At 56.8% G+C, this 18225-nt stretch carries 18 protein-coding genes; 7 read left to right on the forward strand and 11 right to left on the reverse strand.

Translation table 11 applies throughout. The features are described from left to right. A complete protein-coding gene (locus JAO79_RS02120) occupies positions 1-1770 on the reverse strand; it encodes a diguanylate cyclase (protein ID WP_320158926.1) in 1770 nt (589 codons plus the stop codon). A 102-nt stretch (positions 1771-1872) separates the two neighbouring features. On the opposite strand from JAO79_RS02120, the gene JAO79_RS02125 reads away from it, so the two are divergent. Both JAO79_RS02125 and JAO79_RS02130 read left to right on the forward strand, forming a co-directional pair. Continuing rightward, positions 1873-2106: a DUF1653 domain-containing protein gene (locus JAO79_RS02125; protein ID WP_199005510.1), complete on the forward strand. Its 234-nt coding sequence runs from the start codon at positions 1873-1875 to the stop codon at positions 2104-2106. A gap of 111 nt (positions 2107-2217) precedes the next feature. Further along, on the forward strand, positions 2218-3540 hold the full coding sequence (locus tag JAO79_RS02130) for a Na+/H+ antiporter family protein (RefSeq protein ID WP_199005511.1): 1323 nt from the start codon (positions 2218-2220) through the stop codon (positions 3538-3540). Positions 3541-3740: 200 nt separating this feature from the next. Here the strand turns inward: JAO79_RS02130 and JAO79_RS02135 are convergent, their stop codons facing one another. Further along, a complete protein-coding gene (locus tag JAO79_RS02135) occupies positions 3741-3992 on the reverse strand; it encodes a YheV family putative zinc ribbon protein (RefSeq protein WP_199005512.1) in 252 nt (83 codons plus the stop codon). Between the two features lie 55 nt (positions 3993-4047). Beyond that, the gene (prlC, locus tag JAO79_RS02140) at positions 4048-6093 is read right to left on the reverse strand and encodes an oligopeptidase A (RefSeq protein ID WP_199005513.1); all 2046 of its coding nucleotides are present in this window, start codon (positions 6091-6093) and stop codon (positions 4048-4050) included. A gap of 210 nt (positions 6094-6303) precedes the next feature. Here prlC and JAO79_RS02145 point away from each other — a divergent pair, with 210 nt between their 5' ends. Then, positions 6304-6843, forward strand: coding sequence for a gamma carbonic anhydrase family protein (locus JAO79_RS02145; RefSeq protein WP_199005514.1), 540 nt, complete (start codon positions 6304-6306; stop codon positions 6841-6843). 13 nt (positions 6844-6856) lie between these two features. Here the strand turns inward: JAO79_RS02145 and JAO79_RS02150 are convergent, their stop codons facing one another. From JAO79_RS02150 to JAO79_RS02185, 8 genes are all read right to left on the reverse strand, one after another. Beyond that, complete coding sequence (locus JAO79_RS02150; protein WP_199005515.1) at positions 6857-7168, reverse strand: PA4642 family protein; 312 nt, start codon at positions 7166-7168, stop codon at positions 6857-6859. A 117-nt stretch (positions 7169-7285) separates the two neighbouring features. After that, entirely contained in the window at positions 7286-8119 is an 834-nt protein-coding gene (locus JAO79_RS02155; protein WP_199005516.1) for a flagellar motor protein MotB, read from the reverse strand. A 3-nt stretch (positions 8120-8122) separates the two neighbouring features. Then, positions 8123-8896 (reverse strand): motility protein A, encoded by a 774-nt coding sequence (locus JAO79_RS02160; RefSeq protein WP_199005517.1) that lies wholly within the window; start codon positions 8894-8896, stop codon positions 8123-8125. A 35-nt stretch (positions 8897-8931) separates the two neighbouring features. Beyond that, a complete protein-coding gene (gene aroE / locus JAO79_RS02165; RefSeq protein WP_199005518.1) occupies positions 8932-9759 on the reverse strand; it encodes a shikimate dehydrogenase in 828 nt (275 codons plus the stop codon). Next, positions 9752-10678, reverse strand: a complete 927-nt coding sequence (gene hemF, locus JAO79_RS02170) for an oxygen-dependent coproporphyrinogen oxidase (RefSeq protein ID WP_199005519.1) — start codon at positions 10676-10678, stop codon at positions 9752-9754. The genes aroE and hemF overlap by 8 nt, the downstream gene beginning before the upstream one ends. Positions 10679-10686: 8 nt before the next feature. Next, complete coding sequence (locus JAO79_RS02175; protein WP_199005520.1) at positions 10687-11259, reverse strand: L-threonylcarbamoyladenylate synthase; 573 nt, start codon at positions 11257-11259, stop codon at positions 10687-10689. Between the two features lie 46 nt (positions 11260-11305). Next, the gene (gene dprA / locus JAO79_RS02180) at positions 11306-12445 is read right to left on the reverse strand and encodes a DNA-processing protein DprA (protein ID WP_199005521.1); all 1140 of its coding nucleotides are present in this window, start codon (positions 12443-12445) and stop codon (positions 11306-11308) included. A gap of 105 nt (positions 12446-12550) precedes the next feature. Then, positions 12551-13564, reverse strand: a complete 1014-nt coding sequence (locus JAO79_RS02185) for a LysM peptidoglycan-binding domain-containing protein (RefSeq protein WP_199005522.1) — start codon at positions 13562-13564, stop codon at positions 12551-12553. Between the two features lie 299 nt (positions 13565-13863). Between JAO79_RS02185 and def the strand changes: the two genes are divergently transcribed. From def to trkA, 4 genes are all read left to right on the forward strand, one after another. After that, the gene (gene def, locus JAO79_RS02190) at positions 13864-14367 is read left to right on the forward strand and encodes a peptide deformylase (protein WP_199005523.1); all 504 of its coding nucleotides are present in this window, start codon (positions 13864-13866) and stop codon (positions 14365-14367) included. Between the two features lie 96 nt (positions 14368-14463). Then, a complete protein-coding gene (fmt, locus tag JAO79_RS02195; protein WP_199005524.1) occupies positions 14464-15399 on the forward strand; it encodes a methionyl-tRNA formyltransferase in 936 nt (311 codons plus the stop codon). A 2-nt stretch (positions 15400-15401) separates the two neighbouring features. Beyond that, the gene (rsmB, locus tag JAO79_RS02200) at positions 15402-16703 is read left to right on the forward strand and encodes a 16S rRNA (cytosine(967)-C(5))-methyltransferase RsmB (protein WP_199005525.1); all 1302 of its coding nucleotides are present in this window, start codon (positions 15402-15404) and stop codon (positions 16701-16703) included. Then, positions 16700-18103, forward strand: coding sequence for a Trk system potassium transporter TrkA (trkA, locus tag JAO79_RS02205; protein ID WP_199005526.1), 1404 nt, complete (start codon positions 16700-16702; stop codon positions 18101-18103). The genes rsmB and trkA overlap by 4 nt, the downstream gene beginning before the upstream one ends. Positions 18104-18225: the final 122 nt, after the last annotated feature.

Here is an 18225-nt window from a genome sequence, read left to right on the forward strand (position 1 = left end):
TCAGCTGATGGTGGTTGGCTGGCTGTTGCGCCAGACAACCACCCGGTTGCGGCCACCGGCTTTGGCGCGATACAGCGCCTCATCCGCGCGCCGCATCAGCTCTTGAGGATCAGCGCCTTGTGTGGCCAGAAGGGTGGCAACACCGAGACTGATGGTCAGATTCACCGGTGCCCCCCCGTCACTCACCTTCACCGGGGAGCCTTCAACCGCTGTCCTCAGACGCTCGGCAACAACCCCGGCTCCTTCGCTGCCGGTTGTCGGCAGAAGCACCACAAACTCCTCGCCACCAAAGCGGGCTAGCAGATCAATTGAACGCTGCACTTCGTTATCGATAACGTTCGCAACCGCCACCAGACAATCATCGCCGACCAAGTGCCCAAAGGTGTCGTTTACCTGTTTGAAGTGATCAATATCGACCATGATCAAACTAAGTTCATGCTCGTGCCGAATGGCCCGCTGCCATTCCTCATTCAATTTTTCGTCAAACCGGCGGCGGTTGGCCACACCAGTCAGGCCATCGGTCAAACTCGCGGCCTTGAGTAACTGATTGGCATTTTGCAGCTCTTCGGTCCGTTCCCGAACCCGGGTTTCCAAGGTCAGGTTGGCCTCTCGCTGAACCACCAACGCATGTTCCTGAGCTTCTTGACGCTTCTTACGCTCTATATTGATCCGGTAAGCCAGGGCAAACGACAACAGCACGGCTTCGATCGCAACTCCGGCTTGTGGCGCCATCTCCGTAAACTCACTCCGAGGCAATAACCCCAGTTTGCTGGTCGCTAGCGCCAGGTGGCCCACCAAGAGTGGTGTCCAGGCCAGCACATAATACCCGGCCAAGGTTTGCCCCCGGAGCCAGAGCCTGAGCGCCACCAGCCAGGCGATTGGCGTGCAAATCGCGGCCAGGGCACTGACCAGTGCAATTCCGGAATGATAGGAAACGAACAGGCTGTAACCAATCAACAAGAGCGTCGTCAGTCGCAGAAACCAAAGCAGACGATAACCCAGCGGACTGAACTGCTTTAATGTTAGAAACTTGATGGTGAAGGTCAGCGCGAAAATCAGCGATGCGCCAACCAGTGGCGCGGTAATGAACTCATTCAGACGCGGGAAGGTTGGCCACACCCATTGAAACAAGAGACCATTGAAGTTCAGCTGAACCAGGCTGGTCGTGAATACCGTCAGCACGTACCACAGATAGGTTATGTCCCGCACCATCGCAAACAAAAAGAAGTTATACAGCGCCAGTGAAAAAACCACCCCGACAAACATGGCCTGCCAGCCAAAGGAGGCTTGTTCTTTGGCCAAAAACTCCGCAGAGGGCATGACCGCAACGGGTATCTGCGCTGAGCCATTGGTGTGCACCCGCATCCAAGCCGTCAAAGGTTCGGACGAAGGCGGGGCTAAAAAGACAAAATTACGGTGAACGATAGGACGACTGTTGAACGGCAGGGTATCGCCAGTGTGGTGGGTTTCGATGATTTGCCCATCAACCTCCCAGTAAAGCGAGACTTCATCCAGCAACGGATAACCGACGACCAGCAATCGATTCCGCTTGTCCACAGGAAGGGTGACTTTCAGCCAATAGTCGCTGTCACTGAAACCACGGTTCAACGTCTCATCAGCAGAAACAGATTGCCACTGGCTCGCGGGTACGGCGCGCACATCATCCAGTGCCAGCTCGCCATAAGAAGCTTCCAGCCATTGAAACGCCGCGGGGCCAGACAGAGCAATCGGGCTGATCAGAGTTAACAAAATAATTAGAATAGCTCTCACAAGACGTCTACCATTGCTCATCAGCCGGCTGGACACTCGGATAATTCTGGCTAATTGTTACGCATACACTGAGCATAGCTCACTTCGAACGGGGCAACATCCATGAGCCGATCGCCGCAAACCATCTCACCTGGCCGCTACCGCCACTACAAAGGTCGCGATTACGAAGTCATCGGGGTCGCCCGGCACAGCGAAACCGAAGAATCGCTCGTGGTCTATCGCTGTCTGTACGGAGACCACAGCTTGTGGGTACGCCCCCTCAGCATGTTTCAGGAAACCGTGCAGGTGGCCGGAGAAGACGTACCGCGGTTTGCCCGGGTAGAGGGCAAAGATTAATTACATAACCACTTTGACTGACACGGCCATTTCCTGCACATTAGCCCACTTTTCGTACCGCTGGTGCCCTGAAGGTGCCAGCTCATCTTCTGTTTTCAGCCGGAGTTTGCCATGAATGCCGTTGTTGCCGCGGTACTGATCATGCTCGTACTGAGCTTGTGCCGCATCCACGTTGTTGTTGCCCTGATTGTCGGCGCCATATCTGGTGGCCTTGTTGCAGGGATGTCCCTCGAGTCCACCATTGATGCGTTCAACGCCGGTTTGGGCGGCGGCGCAACTGTAGCTTTGTCATACGCTACTTTGGGTGCCTTCGCTGTGGCTATCGGTAAATCCGGGCTGGCCCACGCACTGGCTGACAAAGCTTTGGCACTGATCGGCAAACAAGACGAAGGCGGCGCAGCCACCGGCATCCGTTTCATGATTATCGGCCTGCTGGTCGCGGTGGCAATGTCTTCCCAGAACATCCTGCCCATCCACATCGCCTTTATCCCGCTGGTTGTCCCACCGCTGCTGTACGTGATGGCCAAGCTCCACATGGACCGCCGCCTGGTAGCCTGTGCACTGACCTTCGGTTTGATCACGCCGTATATGTTCCTGCCGGTGGGCTTCGGCGGTATCTACCTGAATGAAATTCTATTGGCTAACGTCGCAGACAACGGTGTCGATGCCAGTGAATTGAATGTCATGTCTGCCATGGCTCTTCCTGCGCTGGGCATGTTGGTGGGCCTGCTGATTGCCGTATTCTTCAGCTACCGCGGCGGCCGCGGCTACGATCTGAAGCTGATCAGCCAAACCGAGCGGGTGGATGTGAAATACAGCCCGAAAACTCTGGTTATGGCACTGGTCGCCATCGTTGTAGCTTTCGTGGTGCAGCTGTGGCTAGGCTCCATGATTTTGGGTGCACTGGCTGGTTTCGTGCTGTTCAACCTGTCGGGCGTTGTTAAATGGCAGGAAGCGGATGACTTGTTCACCGAAGGCATGAAAATGCTGGCGATGATCGGCTTCATCATGATCGCGGCCAATGGCTTTGCCGAAGTGATGCGCGAAACCGGCGACATCGCCAATCTGGTTGAAGGCTCGGTTGCCGCCATCGGCGAAAACAAACCTTTGGCTGCGCTGCTGATGCTGGTGGTGGGCCTGCTGATCACCATGGGTATTGGTTCTTCGTTCTCGACCATTCCCATCATCGCGGCTCTGTATGTTCCGCTGGCTCTGCAAATGGGCTTCAGCCCGCTGGCCATCGTTGCCTTGGTAGGTACTGCCGGCGCATTGGGTGATGCCGGTTCCCCGGCCTCCGATTCTACCCTTGGGCCAACGGCTGGCTTGAACGTAGACGGCCAGCACAACCACATTTGGGATACGGTTGTTCCGACCTTCCTGCACTACAACCTGCCATTGCTTGGCTTTGGGTGGTTGGCGGCTATGGTTCTTTAACTTCGTTGGTAGCCTGCCTTTTGTAGCCTTCTCTTTTGGGGGATTGTTCGGGGTTGGTGGGGGGTGTCAAAACGGAAAACGTGGTTTTCCTGATAGTTTTGACACCCCCCACCAACCCCGAACGTTTATCTTTGGAGGAATCTCTGGGGTAAAGACTAAAGAGAACGAAAAAGCACTTTTTGATGTTTTTCTGAAAACGGTCAGTTCTCAGAACCAGCCTTAAAAAACACCACCTGCTTAACGGTATGGTCGTCCTCATTGCCCCGCTTGTTCACCCGGGTTTCAATCTCAGGAGCCGCTGGCTGCTCAACCTCAGACAGGGCATCGGTATACCCACAGGCCACGCACTCACGCACCTGATCGCCTTTGTCGTCCGTGAACATCGTGATCTTGTCCATCTCCGCACAGCGCGGACAAATCGCACCGGCGATAAAACGTTTTGGACTCGGCATAACTCAACTCCAGATTAACCAGCTGGCCGCATCAGCACGGCCAGCTTTCATTGTATCAGGCTACTTCGCCGGTAATGCCAGATTGCTCCAACAACGCATCCACCTGAGGCTCACGGCCGCGGAAGGCTTTGAACAACTCCATGGGCTCCTGCGAACCGCCTTTTTCCAGAATGTTGTGCAAGAACGCCTTGCCGGTTTCCGGATCGAAGATGCCTTTCTCCTCGAACAACGAGAAAGCATCAGCCGCCAGTACCTCAGCCCACTTGTAGCTGTAGTAACCCGCTGCGTAGCCGCCCGCGAAAATGTGGGAGAACCCGTTCGGGAAGCGGTTGAACTCCGGTGATTGCACCACCGCAATGTCTTCACGCACCTTGCGATGCATGTCGAGCGGGTTGGTAGGGGCTTCGTTGGTGAACTCCGCATGCAGGCGGAAATCGAACAGCGAGAACTCCAACTGGCGCACCATGCCCATGCCGGACTGGAAGTTTTTCGCTGCCAGCAGCTTCTGTAGCAGATCGTCCGGCAGCGGTTCTCCGGTCTCGTGGTGGCTGGCTATCAACGCCAGAGATTCCGGATTCCAGCACCAGTTTTCCAGGAACTGGGACGGCAACTCTACCGCGTCCCACGCCACGCCATTGATGCCGGAGACATCCATGACCTCAACCTGCGTCAGCATATGATGCAAGCCGTGACCAAACTCGTGGAAGAGGGTGGTCACTTCGTCGTGGGTCAGCAGCGACGGTTTACCATCCACCGGCGGGGTGAAGTTACAGGTCAGGAAGGCAACCGGCAGCTGCAGCTGGCCGCGCATGTTGCGCCAGCGTACCCGGCAATCGGCCATCCATGCACCACCGCGTTTGCCTTGACGGGCGAACAGGTCCAGATAGAACCAGGCAATGGGTTCGCCATTACGGCTGATGCAATAAGCCGTGGCATCTTCGTGCCAGGTTTCAACGTCCGGTTTTTCTTCAATCTGAACACCGAACAGCTTCTCAGCCACCCGGAACAGGCCCGGCACCACTTTATCCACAGGGAACCAGGGGCGCAGGGTTTCAGGCGAAATGTCGTAACGCTTCTGGCGCAGTTTCTCGCTGTAATATCCAACGTCCCAAGCTTGCAGATCGTCTACGCCGTGCCCGTCTTTGGCAAACGCCTTCAGCTCGGCAAATTCCTTCTCGGCTTGCGGCTTGGACTTCTCCGCCAGCTGGTTCAGGAATTCCAACACCTCGTCTACGCTGCGGGCCATCTTCGTGGCCAAAGAACGCTCGGCGTAGTTGTTAAAGCCCAGCAACTGCGCCAAGGCATGACGGCGCTTGAGAATTTCAGCCATCACCGGGGTGTTGTCCCAGGTGCCCGCATCCGGGCCTTGGTCTGAGGCACGGGTAACAAAGGCTTCGTACACTTCCCGGCGCAGTTCGCGGTTATCGCAGTAAGTCATGATCGGATAGAAGCTGGGGAAATCCAGCGTGATCACATAACCATCCAGCTCTTTCTGCCGGGCCGCCTGCCTGGCGCCATCGATGGCGGTTTCCGGCACACCGGATAACTCGCTGACATCGGTAATCTGCTTGAACCAGTTCTGGGTGGCATCCAGCACGTTGTCGCTGAACTTGTTCGACAGCTCTGCCAGTTCACGAGACAAATCCGCGTACCGCTTTTTCTTGTCCTCCGGCAGATCGACACCGCCCAGATGGAAATCACGCAGGGTGTTGTCAATCGACTTGCGCTGGGCTTCACTGAGATCTTTGAAATCGTCCCGGGCCGCCAGTTTTTTGTAGGCATTGCACAAGGTTTCATTCTGGCTGATTTCGGTGCTGTACTCGGTCAGTTTTTCCAGACAGTTCTTGTACACCGTGCGCAGGTCGTCGTTGTTCATCACGCCGTTCAGGTGGGAGATCACGGACCAGGCATTGCTCAAGTCGTTTTCCATCGCCTGCATGGGCTGTACCAGGGTGTCCCAGTTTGGATCTTCCTGTTCGGCCAGCGATTGGATCTTCATCCGATTCTTGCTGAGAATCTGGTCAATCGCCGTTTCCATGTGCTCGGTGCGAATGTGCTCGAACTTCGGCAGCAGATCGTCAGTCAGTAGCGGGTTATTCATAGGTCCCCTTCTCAGCGGTTCATGTTTAGGGTAGCTTCCCGTTATCACACTTTGGTGCACGGCACGTGTGGGATAGGTCTTTCCAAAACACGCTCCTTCGGCACGTCCATGTGACGCTTGAGCTCCGCCATCCATGGCTCCGCACAGTTTTGGAAAGACCTATCCCACACGCGCCCCCAACCTCCGGGAAACGTTATAAAGGTATATGTAATGGCGAATGTACGAACTCACAAGGGTAGCACACCAAAATTTGGTGAAAGTACCTGGGTAGACGAGAGTGCCGTGGTAATCGGCGATGTGGAAATGGGCAACGATTGCTCCGTTTGGCCGATGACCGTAATCCGCGGTGACATGCACAAAATCCGCATTGGCGACCGCTGCAGCATTCAGGACGGGTCGGTTTTACACATCACCCACGCCAGCGATTTCAACCCGGGCGGTTGGCCGCTGATTCTCGGTGACGATGTAACCGTAGGGCACAAAGCATTGCTGCACGGATGCACCATTGGCAGCCGGGTGCTGGTCGGCATGGGCTGTACTGTGATGGATGGGGCCGTGGTCGAAGACGAAGTGATCATCGGGGCAGGCACCTTGGTGCCGCCGGGCAAGCGGCTTGAATCCGGTTACCTCTATGTCGGCTCGCCCTGCAAACAAGCAAGAGCGTTGAGCGACAAAGAGAAAACCTTCTTCAAGTACACCGCTGCCAACTACGTGAAGCTGAAGAACGAATACCTCGAAGCTTCAGAATAAGCTCAGCCGGAACTCAGTTTCCGGCTGGTGCTTTGGCGCCTGCGTTTTCCAGTGCGCGGGCGTAATCGCCGCTGCGGCCATGCTTGGAGATACGGTCCAGCATGGTCTCGCCGTGCTCGTCGGTGGCATCCAGGTTGCGGCCTGCGGCAACAAAGAAGCCGACAAAGCGCTCGAAATCCTCGGCACGCATGGCTTCATAGGCACGTAACAGGACAAAATGATCCGCCTGCACCGTCTTGTCATAAGGCTCCAGATCCAGGAAGCTTTTTACCCGCTCGTCACTCCAAATTTCGTCAAGGACTTTCGGTTTATCCGGTCCGCTCATTGATATCACTCCCAATGGATTCCAAGGATTAAGGCCGCACAGTATAAGGCTTTGAAACTGTGTCAGTTATATGAAAGTACTATGAGGATCTACACTGCAAGCATAAGGCAATGCGGGTCAGGGTAGAATTTCGACAGGGAAGTCGCCAACCGCTTCGTCTGTCTCACATTCGGGGTTTCGGATGGATATCTCTACCCGACGGTTCAAAGCCCGGTTTTCCGGGCTGTCGTTTGCTGCCAGCGGGCGGGTTTCAGCGCGCCCGGCCGCCATTACCCGGTCTGCCGGAATTTGTCGGTTCATCACCAATTCGTGCACCACCGACACCGCCCTTGCCGCGGAAAGATCCCAGTTGGAGCGGTATTTACTACTGGAAATGGGGCGATCGTCAGAATGGCCAGACACCACCACATCGCCCTCGCAGTCGGCTAACACCGTTACCACTCGTTCAATAATCGGAATCATGCCGGGTTTGATGGCCGCTTCCCCGGATCGAAACGTGGCCTCCTCGGCAAAGCGGATAACCACCTGATCTTCATCGTAATTGACTTGCAAACTACCGGCGGCGGCTTCCGGCTCCAGCTCGCGTACCAGTCTTGAGGTCAGATCCAGAACCCCGCCCGGGATCTGCCGGATTTCCGACTCCTCAGCTCGCTCGTCGATAAATTCAGGCTGATCTTGCAGGGTGTCCGATGGTTCCGGCAGCGATACCGTTTCAGACTCCACCAAGGTGATCGGCGCGCCGCCGATTCCTTCACCGATCACATTCTGGGAACCAAACGCCACCGACATGGAATTCGCCATGGCCCGATACTTTTCCACATCCATTTCGGCAAACGAGAGCAGCAGAATAAAAAAGGTCAGCAGCAAAGTAGCCAGATCGGCAAAGGTAACGATCCAGTCTGGCGCACCGCTTTTGGCTTTTTGCCGTTTTCGAGGCCGGGGCAGCAGCAAACCTTATGCCTCCTTTTCAGGCGCAAGACCGGTCCGATGCTCGGGGGGCACGTAAGACGACAGGAACTCTGTCATCACCCTTGGGTTTTCACCTCGCATAATGCTCTTGATGGAGGTAATGATCAGCATTTGGTTTCGGCCGTCGTCTTCGGCTTTCAGCTGCAGTTTTTCAGCCAGGGGCAGGGCGACCAGCTGGGCAAGGAATGCCCCGTACAGGGTCGTCAGCAAAGCGATAGCCATCGCAGGCCCAATCGTAGAAGGGTCATCAAGGGTATTCAGCATCTGCACCAGGCCAATCAGGGTACCCAGCATGCCGATGGCCGGGGCAGACTCTCCAATGCCCCGAAACACCCGCTCAGCCACTTCATAGCGCTCGGCAATTTGCTGGCTTTCCTGCAGTAAGGCTTCTTCCACCAGTTCCGGCGGGTGGCCGTCAACACACAGAGAAATGGCTTTTTTCAGAAACTCATCGCTGGCTTCGTGCTCTTCGAGGCCCAAAATACCCTCTTTACGCACCTTGCGGCCCAGTTCACCCACTTCCAGAATCAGTGATGAAGGGCGGGGGAGGCGGTCGGTAAACACCGTTTTCGCCGCCAGCCGGAACGCGCTGGCAACGGTCGGCAACCTGAATTTGATCAGAGTAACCGCGAAGGTACCGCCCAGCACAATAGCCAGACCGGGCAAATTCAGGAAGGTTGTGACCGACGCATTTGCCAACATGGCAAGCAGCACAATCACAATTCCGGCGAGCAGCCCGACCAGCGTCAGAATATCCATGACCTTCCCTTATGGCCGAGGTTATCCAACCCGGCTCAATCGTTTCTCAGTTCGTCCACAACCGGAGCGGTTTCCGGGCGCACACCCCGCCACACCTGAAACGCTTCCGCCGCTTGCTCGATTAACATGCCCAGCCCGTCATACACCCGGCGGGCTCCGTTATCCAGCGCCCACTGGTTGAACGTGGTGGTTTGCAGAGAGTACATCATGTCGTACACCACGGTGTCCGGCCCGATCACATTCCCCGAGACCGGCGGCAAATCCCCCTGCAAACTGGCGCTGGTGCCGTTGATCACGACATCAAACGGCTGCGCTGGCTGCTCGAAACCGCAGGCTGACAACTCGACGCCCGGGGCCACATCGGCAAACAAGCGGACCAATGCCTCAGCCTTGGCAACCGTTCGGTTGGCGAGGGTCAATGCCGCCGGCTGTTCCGCCAAGATCGGGCCAAGCACGCCGCGTACTGCACCGCCAGCACCCAAAACCAGAATCCGTGCGCCTTTGAGCGGCACCTTCTGGTTATCGCGCAGATCACGAACGATGCCGACACCATCTGTATTATCGGCCACAAGGTCATTTTCTTGATCCAGATACAGCGTATTGGCCGCGCCGGCTTTCTCTGCTCTGGGGGTACGGTGCTCGGCGAGGGTCCATGCCTGCTCTTTAAACGGCACAGTAACGTTCAGCCCCTTACCACCGCCTTGAAAGAAATGTTTGACGGTTCCGGCGAAATCGTCCAGCGGCGCCTGAATGGCGGTGTACTCCACCGGTTCACCGGTTTGTTGGGCAAACAAGCTGTGAATCCGGGGCGACTTGCTGTGGTTAATCGGGTTTCCAATTACTGCGTAGAGTTCATTATTCATCAATACCCTCCAGCCAATTGCGGTCCGTGAGGAAGTATTCCGTCAACCGAGCCTCTTCAGTGCCTGGCTCTGGTTGGCGGCTGTAATCCCAGCGCACCATCGGCGGCAGCGACATCAGGATGGATTCCGTCCGGCCGCCCGATTGCAATCCAAACAAGGTGCCTCGGTCATACACCAGATTGAATTCCACGTAACGCCCACGACGATAGAGCTGGAAATCCCGTTCCCGCTCGCCCCATGCATGATCCACCCGGCGCTGGACAATGGGCTCGTAGGCCTCAATGTAACTGTCGCCCACGGATTGCATGAAGGCAAAGTCCCGCTCGAAATCACCGGTGTTGTGGTCGTCGAAAAACAGGCCGCCAACACCGCGAGGTTCGTCCCGGTGCTTAAGGTAGAAATACTCGTCGCACCAATGCTTGAAGCGGTCGTAAACCTTCTCACCGAAGGGCTCACAAGCGTTGCGAGCGGTGCGATGCCAGTGCACGCAGTCTTCGTCGAAACCGTAGTAGGGGGTCAGGTCGTAGCCACCGCCGAACCAGTACACCGGTGCGCCGTCTTTGGGGGTCGCAATGAAAAAACGAACGTTGGCGTGGGAGGTGGGTACATAAGGATTTTCAGGATGCATCACCAGGGACACGCCCATCGCCTGCCAGGGAGCTCCGGCCAGATGGGGGCGATGGGCCGTGGCTGAAGGCGGCATCGTATCGCCCATCACGTGCGAGAAATTCACCCCACCTTTTTCGAACACCTTGCCATCGGAGATGACCCGGCTGATTCCACCGCCGCCTTCTGGCCGATCCCAACTGTCTTCAATGAAGGAAGCCTGACCATCCAGCGCTTCTAATCGCTGGCAAATGCGATCCTGAAGGCCCAGTAAATACGCTTTGACGACCTGAGAATCCGGCTGTTGTGACATGCTTGCTCCTAACGAAACTGTTTTCCGGTGAGGATATCGATAATACGGCTGGGATTGCGGTTGCCCCCGAGTGCGCCCGGTATCACGCGGTCGAGTTCCTTTCCGAAATAACGTCGCACTTGCCAGATATTACGCGCCGGCGCTCGTCCGGCCGGGTTACACGAGGTGGAGACCAGTGGCATTCCGGTCGCTTCACACAGGTCCTGCACCAAGGGGTGATCCGACACACGTACCGCAATGGTACTGTGCTGGCCCCGCACCCATTCCGGTACCTGCTCGAGTACATCCGGAATCAGGCAAGTGATCGGCCCGGGCCAGTGCTGCTCGGCTTCCCACTGCAACACGCGCGGCAATGGGTCCAGAAGGAAACGCACCTGATCGATGGACGACGCCACCAGAATCATGCCCTTCTCCATCGGCCGCTGTTTCAGCTCCAGGATGCGCTCAACAGCCTGAAGATTCCAGGGATCACACCCCAGCCCCCAGACCGCTTCGGTGGGGTATGCAATAACTCCGCCGGACAACACGGTGCGGCGGGCACAGCGCAGTTGCCAGGCATTCAAGGACGACGTTGGCGACATAAAGAAATCGTACAACCTGCTAGGTCAAACAATGGAAACGCACCGATCAGCCTCGCCGTAAGTATCCGCCCGGGGCAGAACACGCCAAACCTTCCAACTCAAGAAGCAGGAGCGACTGCATCAACTGATCGGCCGGCAATCCGGTGGCAAGACTCAGTGCATCGGTAGACTGTGGATCATACCCCAAAGCCTCGAATACCGCGATTTCCCGACTGTCTAGATCGGGTTTCTCGACGGCAGGGACAGACACCGGCGCGGTTGCTTCTTGCATCGACCACCAGGTGCCCAGTTCTTCCAGCACATCATCGGCGGTTTCCACCAGTCGTGCGCCTTGCTTGATCAACTGATGACAGCCTTTAGCCACCGTACTGTGGATCGAACCGGGAATGGCGAACACCTCACGGCCCTGCTCAAGGGCGGTTCTGGCGGTAATCAGTGACCCGCTTTTCAAACTGGCCTCAACCACCAGCACGCCTCGGCTCAAGCCACTGATGATGCGATTTCGCTGGGGGAAATAGGCCGCTCTAGCCTGAGTACCCGGAGGATATTCCGACACAATCAGACCGTTATCCACAATACGGTGGGCCAGTTTTCGATGCTGCGCCGGGTACAGCCGATCCAGCCCACAGCCCACCACGGCAATAGTCGGATGGCCCGCGTCCAGCGCACCGGCGTGGGCCGCACCGTCAATGCCCAGCGCCAGCCCGCTGGTGATCAGCAAGCCTCGCCTGCTCAGCTCCGCGGCAAATTGCCGGGCGTGATCCAGGCCTTGCCGCGTGGCATTGCGACTACCCACCACACCAATCTGGTCTTGCAACAACAACCGGCTATCGCCCAACAGGTATAGCACCAGTGGCGCATTGTGTATCTGCCGCAGCGCCTCCGGAAAATCGGGATGATTCTGGCCAATGATCGCAATGCCGTGTTGCAGGCACGCTTGATGGATCCAGAGCGCATGCTGAATTTTGGGGTGATGGACATCCCCCGCTTGCCACGCATGCACCAGTTCGATGGCTTCTGTTCCTAGGCCTAACGCTTTGAGGGTAGCGGCGTTCAGATCAAGCGCATCAACCAGACTCGCGGTGTTGGACTGCACACGTTCACGAACCCGCACACCAAACCGGGGAAGAAGCGAAAGCACCAGCCAGCGGCCAGCCTCAGACTGCAGAATTTCCTGTTCCGACATTTTTCATCCTTGAAAACAATAATGGCCGGGCACTCCGGCCCAGCCATTCAACGGTATTGCTAACCACCACGCGCCGCCCGAACAGGCTACGCAGGCAGGGAAGTATCAGGGGTTAACGACCTTGTCACCCACCGACAACGAACGGGTCGCCTTCAGTACCAGCCCGTAGCTCATCTTTTCGTAAACCTGGAACACCATCAGCAGGCCGGCGCGCTCGGATGGCAGCTCTATGGTTTCTCCGGTTATCGGGTCGCGAACACGGTTACCGGCTTTCATCACCGCCAACACGTTCCCCGCCTTCATACCTTCACGAGCACCGCGGTTAATGGCCACCACGTTGTACTGGCCAATCTGGTTTACGCCGCCATCTACCGAGATCATCTTGCCTTCGATCTGCTCATCGGGCGAACTGGGCATAAAGTTGGTGGTCAAACGGCGGTCTTCACTCACCAGCAAGCGGTCGCCAATGCGCACTTCTTCGCTGGAGCGGGTCAGATTAACGGTCAGCACGTCGCCGTTCTCGGCCGCCACGTTACCCCGCGCAATACTGCGCGCTTCCAGCCCCAGGAACTCGCCGGTATCAGGATCAACAAATTCCTGGCTGCGGCGGAACACGCCAACCCGATCAGCAGGCTTTTCACCGCGGGCGTAGATTTTGTCTCCGGCACCGGTGATGATGCGGCCGTCTTCGCCTTCCAGCACATACGGCGCACCGTTGATTTCTTCAGGGCTGACGATGCGGGTGTCGGTCAGGAAGCTGGCAATGGCATCCAGCGGAATCGCGGGAATTGGCGTATCAATGGCTTCGGAACGGATTTGAGGAGACAGTTTCACATCGCCGGACGCCACCTTGGTGATGCGCGGTTTGCCGTCAATGTAAACCAGCGCCAGACGATCACCCGGGTAAATCAGGTGCGGGTTGGCAACCTGCGGATTAACGTGCCAGATTTCCGGCCAGTACCAAGGGTTGTTCAAAAAACGCCCTGAAATGTCCCAAAGGGTATCCCCTTTGACGACGGTGTAACGCTCAGGATGGTCAGCTTTGAACTCGGGTTGTGCCTGGACCCAAGAGGTAAACAGCAGCGTGGTAGCCGCCAGAGCGTACAACAATTTCCTCATCGTCTGTATCCTTGATCGCGTGCCTTGAATCTTAGCGTTCGGTAACGTCACCACAGATCATCCGCAGCTTGTTACACTGTTATTCCCGTTACTATAGAAGATGTATGGGGATTTGTGATGTTATCTTTTGTTCTTCCAGTAAATTCTGCGGAATAATCGATAGAATCCTACTATTAACTGATCAGTTTGTACTCAATCGGTAATTTATCGGATAATACCCCCATCACACATGCTTCATAATAGAATTGTGAAGAAAATTTGCGCAGTACGCTGTCGCATTTCAGAGAAGCCAGAGCACTATGATTCTAGATATTCTTGAGTACCCCGATCCGCGCCTACGCACCATTGCCAAGCCGGTAGACGAGGTAACCGACGAGATCCGAACGTTGATCGACGACATGTTCGAGACCATGTACGATGCGCCCGGCATTGGCCTGGCGGCGACGCAGGTGAACGTGCACAAGCAGATCATCGTGATGGATTTGTCCGAAGACAAGAGCGAGCCAAGGGTGTTCATCAACCCGAAAGTGGAAGTACTGGATGGCGATCTGGAAGCCATGCAGGAAGGCTGCCTGTCCGTCCCCGGTTTTTACGAAGATGTAAAACGCATCGAACACGTTCGCATTACCGCCAAAGACCGAAACGGTGAAGACTTTGAACTGGAAGCCACCGGCCTTCTGGCGGTTTGTATCCAGCACGAGATGGACCACCTGAACGGCAAATTGTTTGTGGATTACCTCAGCTCTCTCAAGCGCAACCGCATTCGCAAGAAGCTGGAAAAACTCCACAAGCAAAGCGCCTGAGTCCGAGCCGGATAATGGCGCCAAGCTGCATACCGAATTCAGGACCGGGTTACGACCCGGTTTTTTCGTATTCAACGACACAGAGATAACACCAACGTGCGCATTGTTTTTGCCGGAACTCCGGATTTCGCTGCCATCGCCCTGAAAGCCATTCTTGCGGCAGGGCACACTGTTGTAGGCGTTTACAGTCAGCCTGACAGGCCCGCCGGCCGGGGCCGAAAACTGATGCCCAGCCCGGTAAAACAAGTGGCTCTGGATGCCGACATCCCTGTGTTTCAGCCCCAGAGTTTAAAGCCCGAAGACGCACAACAAGAGCTGGCCGCCCTGAAGCCAGACGTGATTATCGTTGCGGCCTACGGTCTGATTTTGCCGAAAGCGGTTCTGGAGATACCAAGCCACGGCTGCCTGAACATCCACGCCTCGCTGTTGCCTCGTTGGCGCGGTGCCGCTCCGATTCAGCGGGCCATTGCCGCCGGTGACGCCGAAACCGGCATCACCATCATGCAGATGGATGTCGGCCTGGATACCGGCGACATGCTGCTGAAAACCGTTACCCCGATTAACCCGGACGATACTGGTGGCAGCCTGCATGACCGGTTGGCGGAAATGGGTGGTAACGCAATCGTGGAGGCATTGGCCAAACTGAAACAGGGCTCGTTGACCGGCGTGGCCCAGAATGACGACGAAGCTTGCTACGCCCACAAGCTGTCCAAAGAAGAAGGTCACATTGACTGGCACAACAGCGCCACCGACATTGAACGTCTGATCCGGGCATTCAACCCCTGGCCGGGCACCTTCACCGATCTGGGCGAACAACGCATCCGCCTGCATCAGGCACAGGCACTGGAGCAGGGCAGCGACAAAGCGCCCGGCACCGTGCTGCGCCGAGAGCGCGAAGGCATCGACATTGCCTGCGGTACCGGCAGTCTGAGAGTGACCAAAGTACAACTGCCCGGCACCCGCGCCCTGAGCGTGAACGATTTGATTAACGGCGGCAAACCCGTGCTGATGCCTGCACAGGAGCTGAACTGATCATGTTCTATGACTCCCTGCCGTTTCGCGCGGTAGCCGCGGACGTGCTGCTCGCCGTCGAAAACGGACAGTCGCTGTCGCAATGCCTGCCCTACGCTCTGAGCCAATTGCCTCCCGAGCAGCGGCCCCAGCTGCAGGCCATTTGCTACGGCACCTGCCGCTGGTTTCACCGGCTGGACGGTGAACTCAATCAACGCCTGAAAAAACCCATTCGCAAATCGGATCGGGTGATTCATCATCTGATGTTGGTTGCTCTGTTCCAGCTTCGCTTCAGTGAACAGGCCACCTACGCGGTGCTCAATGAAACCGTGGAAGCCTGCCGCGCATTGGATCGGCCCCACCTGACCGGCCTGGTCAACGGCGTCTTAAGAGCCGCCGAGCGGGAAGGAGCGCCAGAGCCGGGCGACGACAGCAGTCGCTACAGCCATCCGGTCTGGATGGTGGAAAAGCTCCGCCACAACTGGCCCGAGCACTGGCAAACCATCCTCGATGCCAACAACACACAGGCACCGATGACCCTACGGGTTAACGCCCTGCGCTTTAGCCGCGACGAATATCTGAAGTTACTGACCGATGCCGGCATTGGCGCCAAAGCCACCCGCTTCGCCCCGTTTGGCATTCAGCTGGAGCGCCCGGTTCCTGTGGATAACTTGCCCTGGTTTGAAGACGGCGCTGTCAGTGTTCAGGATGAAGCCGCCCAGCTGTGCACCACACTGCTGGATCTGCAGCCCGGTCAACGTGTACTTGATGCCTGCGCCGCCCCCGGCGGCAAAACCTGCGCTATTCTGGAAAACTGCGCCGAGCTGTCTGAAGTGGTCGCCATTGACGAATCCGCCGACCGCCTGCCTCGGGTGCAGGAAAACCTCGACCGGCTGGATCTGAATGCTCGCCTGTTGCAAGCCGATGCCGCAGACATAGAGCAATGGTGGGACGGCCAGGCCTTTGACCGCATCCTGCTGGACGTACCCTGCAGCGCCACCGGTGTTATCCGCCGGCACCCGGACATCAAACTGTTGCGCCGGGAATCCGACATCGTGCCGCTAGCCGGTATTCAACTTGGTCTGCTGAACGCCATGTGGTCTATCCTGAAACCCGGAGGCCGCTTGGTGTACGCCACCTGCTCGGTGTTTCCACAAGAGAACCATCGCATCATTCAGCGCTTTTTGAAGCAGCAAGAACATGCGCAGCTGGTTCCCATCGAAGCGGGCTGGGGCCTGAACATGGATGCCGGTCGCAATTTGCTGCCGGACCCCAATAGCCATGACGGCTTTTTCTACGCCGTGCTGGAGAAACCTGACGCATGAACATCCTGATTCTCGGTGCGGGCCAGGTCGGCGGGACACTGGCCGAACACCTCGCCAATGAAGCCAACGACATCACCGTTATCGACAGCGACAGCGTTCGCCTTCGGGAGCTGCAAGATCGCCTCGACATTCGTACAGTGCATGGAAAGGCGTCTTACCCGGCGGTACTGAACGAAGCCAATGCGGAAGATGCTGACATGGTTATCGCGGTTACCAACAGCGATGAAACCAACATGGTGGCCTGCCAGGTGGCCAAGCTGCTGCACAAAACCCCGACCACCATCTGCCGGGTGCGCGCGGGCTCCTATCTGGCCAACCCCGCACTGTTCTACAACAAGGATACCGATAAAGAGCTTGATCGGTTACGGGGCTTTCCGATTGATGTCATCATCAGCCCGGAGCAGCTGGTTACCAAGCACATCACCCGGCTGATCGAATACCCCGGCACGCTTCAGGTGTTGGAGTTCTCCAAAGGCCTGACCCGGCTGGTGGCTATCAAAGCCATCGAAGGCGGCCCTCTGGTCGGCCGTGAGCTTTCTTATCTGCGCACCCACATGCCGAAGATCGACACCCGGGTTGCCGCCATTTTCCGGAAAGATCGCGCCATCATCCCGAAAGGCGATACCGTGATCGAAGACGGCGATGAAGTGTTCTTCATTGCCGCCACCGACCATATCCGCTCGGTGATGAGCGAGTTGCAGCCGCTTTCTAAGCCCTACAAACGCATCTTCATTTGTGGTGGTGGCAACATTGGCTACCGGCTGGCACGAGCACTGGATAGCCGATATCAGGTAAAAATTCTCGAGCGCGATCACGAACGCTGCGTGATGTTGTCGGAAAAGCTGCGCAAAACGGTGGTACTGGAAGGCAGCGGTGCCAACAAAGACATTCTGGTGGAAGAAAACATCGAGAATACCGATGTCTTTTGCGCCGTCACCAACGACGACGAAACCAACATCATTGCGTCGCTGTTGGCCAAGCGCTTGGGTGCCCGTAAAGTACTGACCCTGATCAACAACCCCGACTACGTGGATTTGATTCAGGGCGGCGTTATCGACGTGGCCATCTCGCCCCAGCAAACCACCATCGGCAGTTTGCTGACCCACGTGCGCCGGGGCGACGTGGTGAACGTGCACGCATTGCGCCGCGGCGCCGCCGAGGCCATCGAGGCCATTGCCCACGGCGACCACCGGTCCTCGAAAGTGGTGGGCCGACGGCTGGATGAAATCCATCTGCCACCGGGCACCACCATTGGCGCCATCGTGCGCCATGGCGAGGTTCTGATTGCACACGACCACTTGCGGGTGCAGCCGAACGACCACGTTATTCTGTTCCTGGTCGATAAATCCCGCATCCGGGATGTGGAGAAGCTGTTCCACGTGGGGCTGACGTTCTTTTGATTGATCCCGAACACATCAATACGCAGATTGGCACTTAGAAAAGCAGCGCCAGCCAGCGTATAATGCGCGTTTTAAATTTTCGGAGTGTTCCGTGAAAGCGGGGCGCCACACACAGACTGACC

The organism is Marinobacter litoralis (genome assembly GCF_016427555.1).
GTDB classification, from domain to species: domain Bacteria; phylum Pseudomonadota; class Gammaproteobacteria; order Pseudomonadales; family Oleiphilaceae; genus Marinobacter; species Marinobacter litoralis_A.

Coding starts and splice junctions, on each gene's coding strand:
- JAO79_RS02125 (WP_199005510.1), top strand. CDS start 1,873: ATGAGCCGATCGCCGCAAACCATCTCACCTGGCCGCTACCGCCACTAC.
- JAO79_RS02130 (WP_199005511.1), top strand. CDS start 2,218: ATGAATGCCGTTGTTGCCGCGGTACTGATCATGCTCGTACTGAGCTTG.
- JAO79_RS02135 (WP_199005512.1), bottom strand. CDS start 3,992: ATGCCGAGTCCAAAACGTTTTATCGCCGGTGCGATTTGTCCGCGCTGT.
- prlC (WP_199005513.1), bottom strand. CDS start 6,093: ATGAATAACCCGCTACTGACTGACGATCTGCTGCCGAAGTTCGAGCAC.
- JAO79_RS02145 (WP_199005514.1), top strand. CDS start 6,304: ATGGCGAATGTACGAACTCACAAGGGTAGCACACCAAAATTTGGTGAA.
- JAO79_RS02150 (WP_199005515.1), bottom strand. CDS start 7,168: ATGAGCGGACCGGATAAACCGAAAGTCCTTGACGAAATTTGGAGTGAC.
- JAO79_RS02160 (WP_199005517.1), bottom strand. CDS start 8,896: ATGGATATTCTGACGCTGGTCGGGCTGCTCGCCGGAATTGTGATTGTG.
- aroE (WP_199005518.1), bottom strand. CDS start 9,759: ATGAATAATGAACTCTACGCAGTAATTGGAAACCCGATTAACCACAGC.
- hemF (WP_199005519.1), bottom strand. CDS start 10,678: ATGTCACAACAGCCGGATTCTCAGGTCGTCAAAGCGTATTTACTGGGC.
- JAO79_RS02175 (WP_199005520.1), bottom strand. CDS start 11,259: ATGTCGCCAACGTCGTCCTTGAATGCCTGGCAACTGCGCTGTGCCCGC.
- dprA (WP_199005521.1), bottom strand. CDS start 12,445: ATGTCGGAACAGGAAATTCTGCAGTCTGAGGCTGGCCGCTGGCTGGTG.
- JAO79_RS02185 (WP_199005522.1), bottom strand. CDS start 13,564: ATGAGGAAATTGTTGTACGCTCTGGCGGCTACCACGCTGCTGTTTACC.
- def (WP_199005523.1), top strand. CDS start 13,864: ATGATTCTAGATATTCTTGAGTACCCCGATCCGCGCCTACGCACCATT.
- rsmB (WP_199005525.1), top strand. CDS start 15,402: ATGTTCTATGACTCCCTGCCGTTTCGCGCGGTAGCCGCGGACGTGCTG.
- trkA (WP_199005526.1), top strand. CDS start 16,700: ATGAACATCCTGATTCTCGGTGCGGGCCAGGTCGGCGGGACACTGGCC.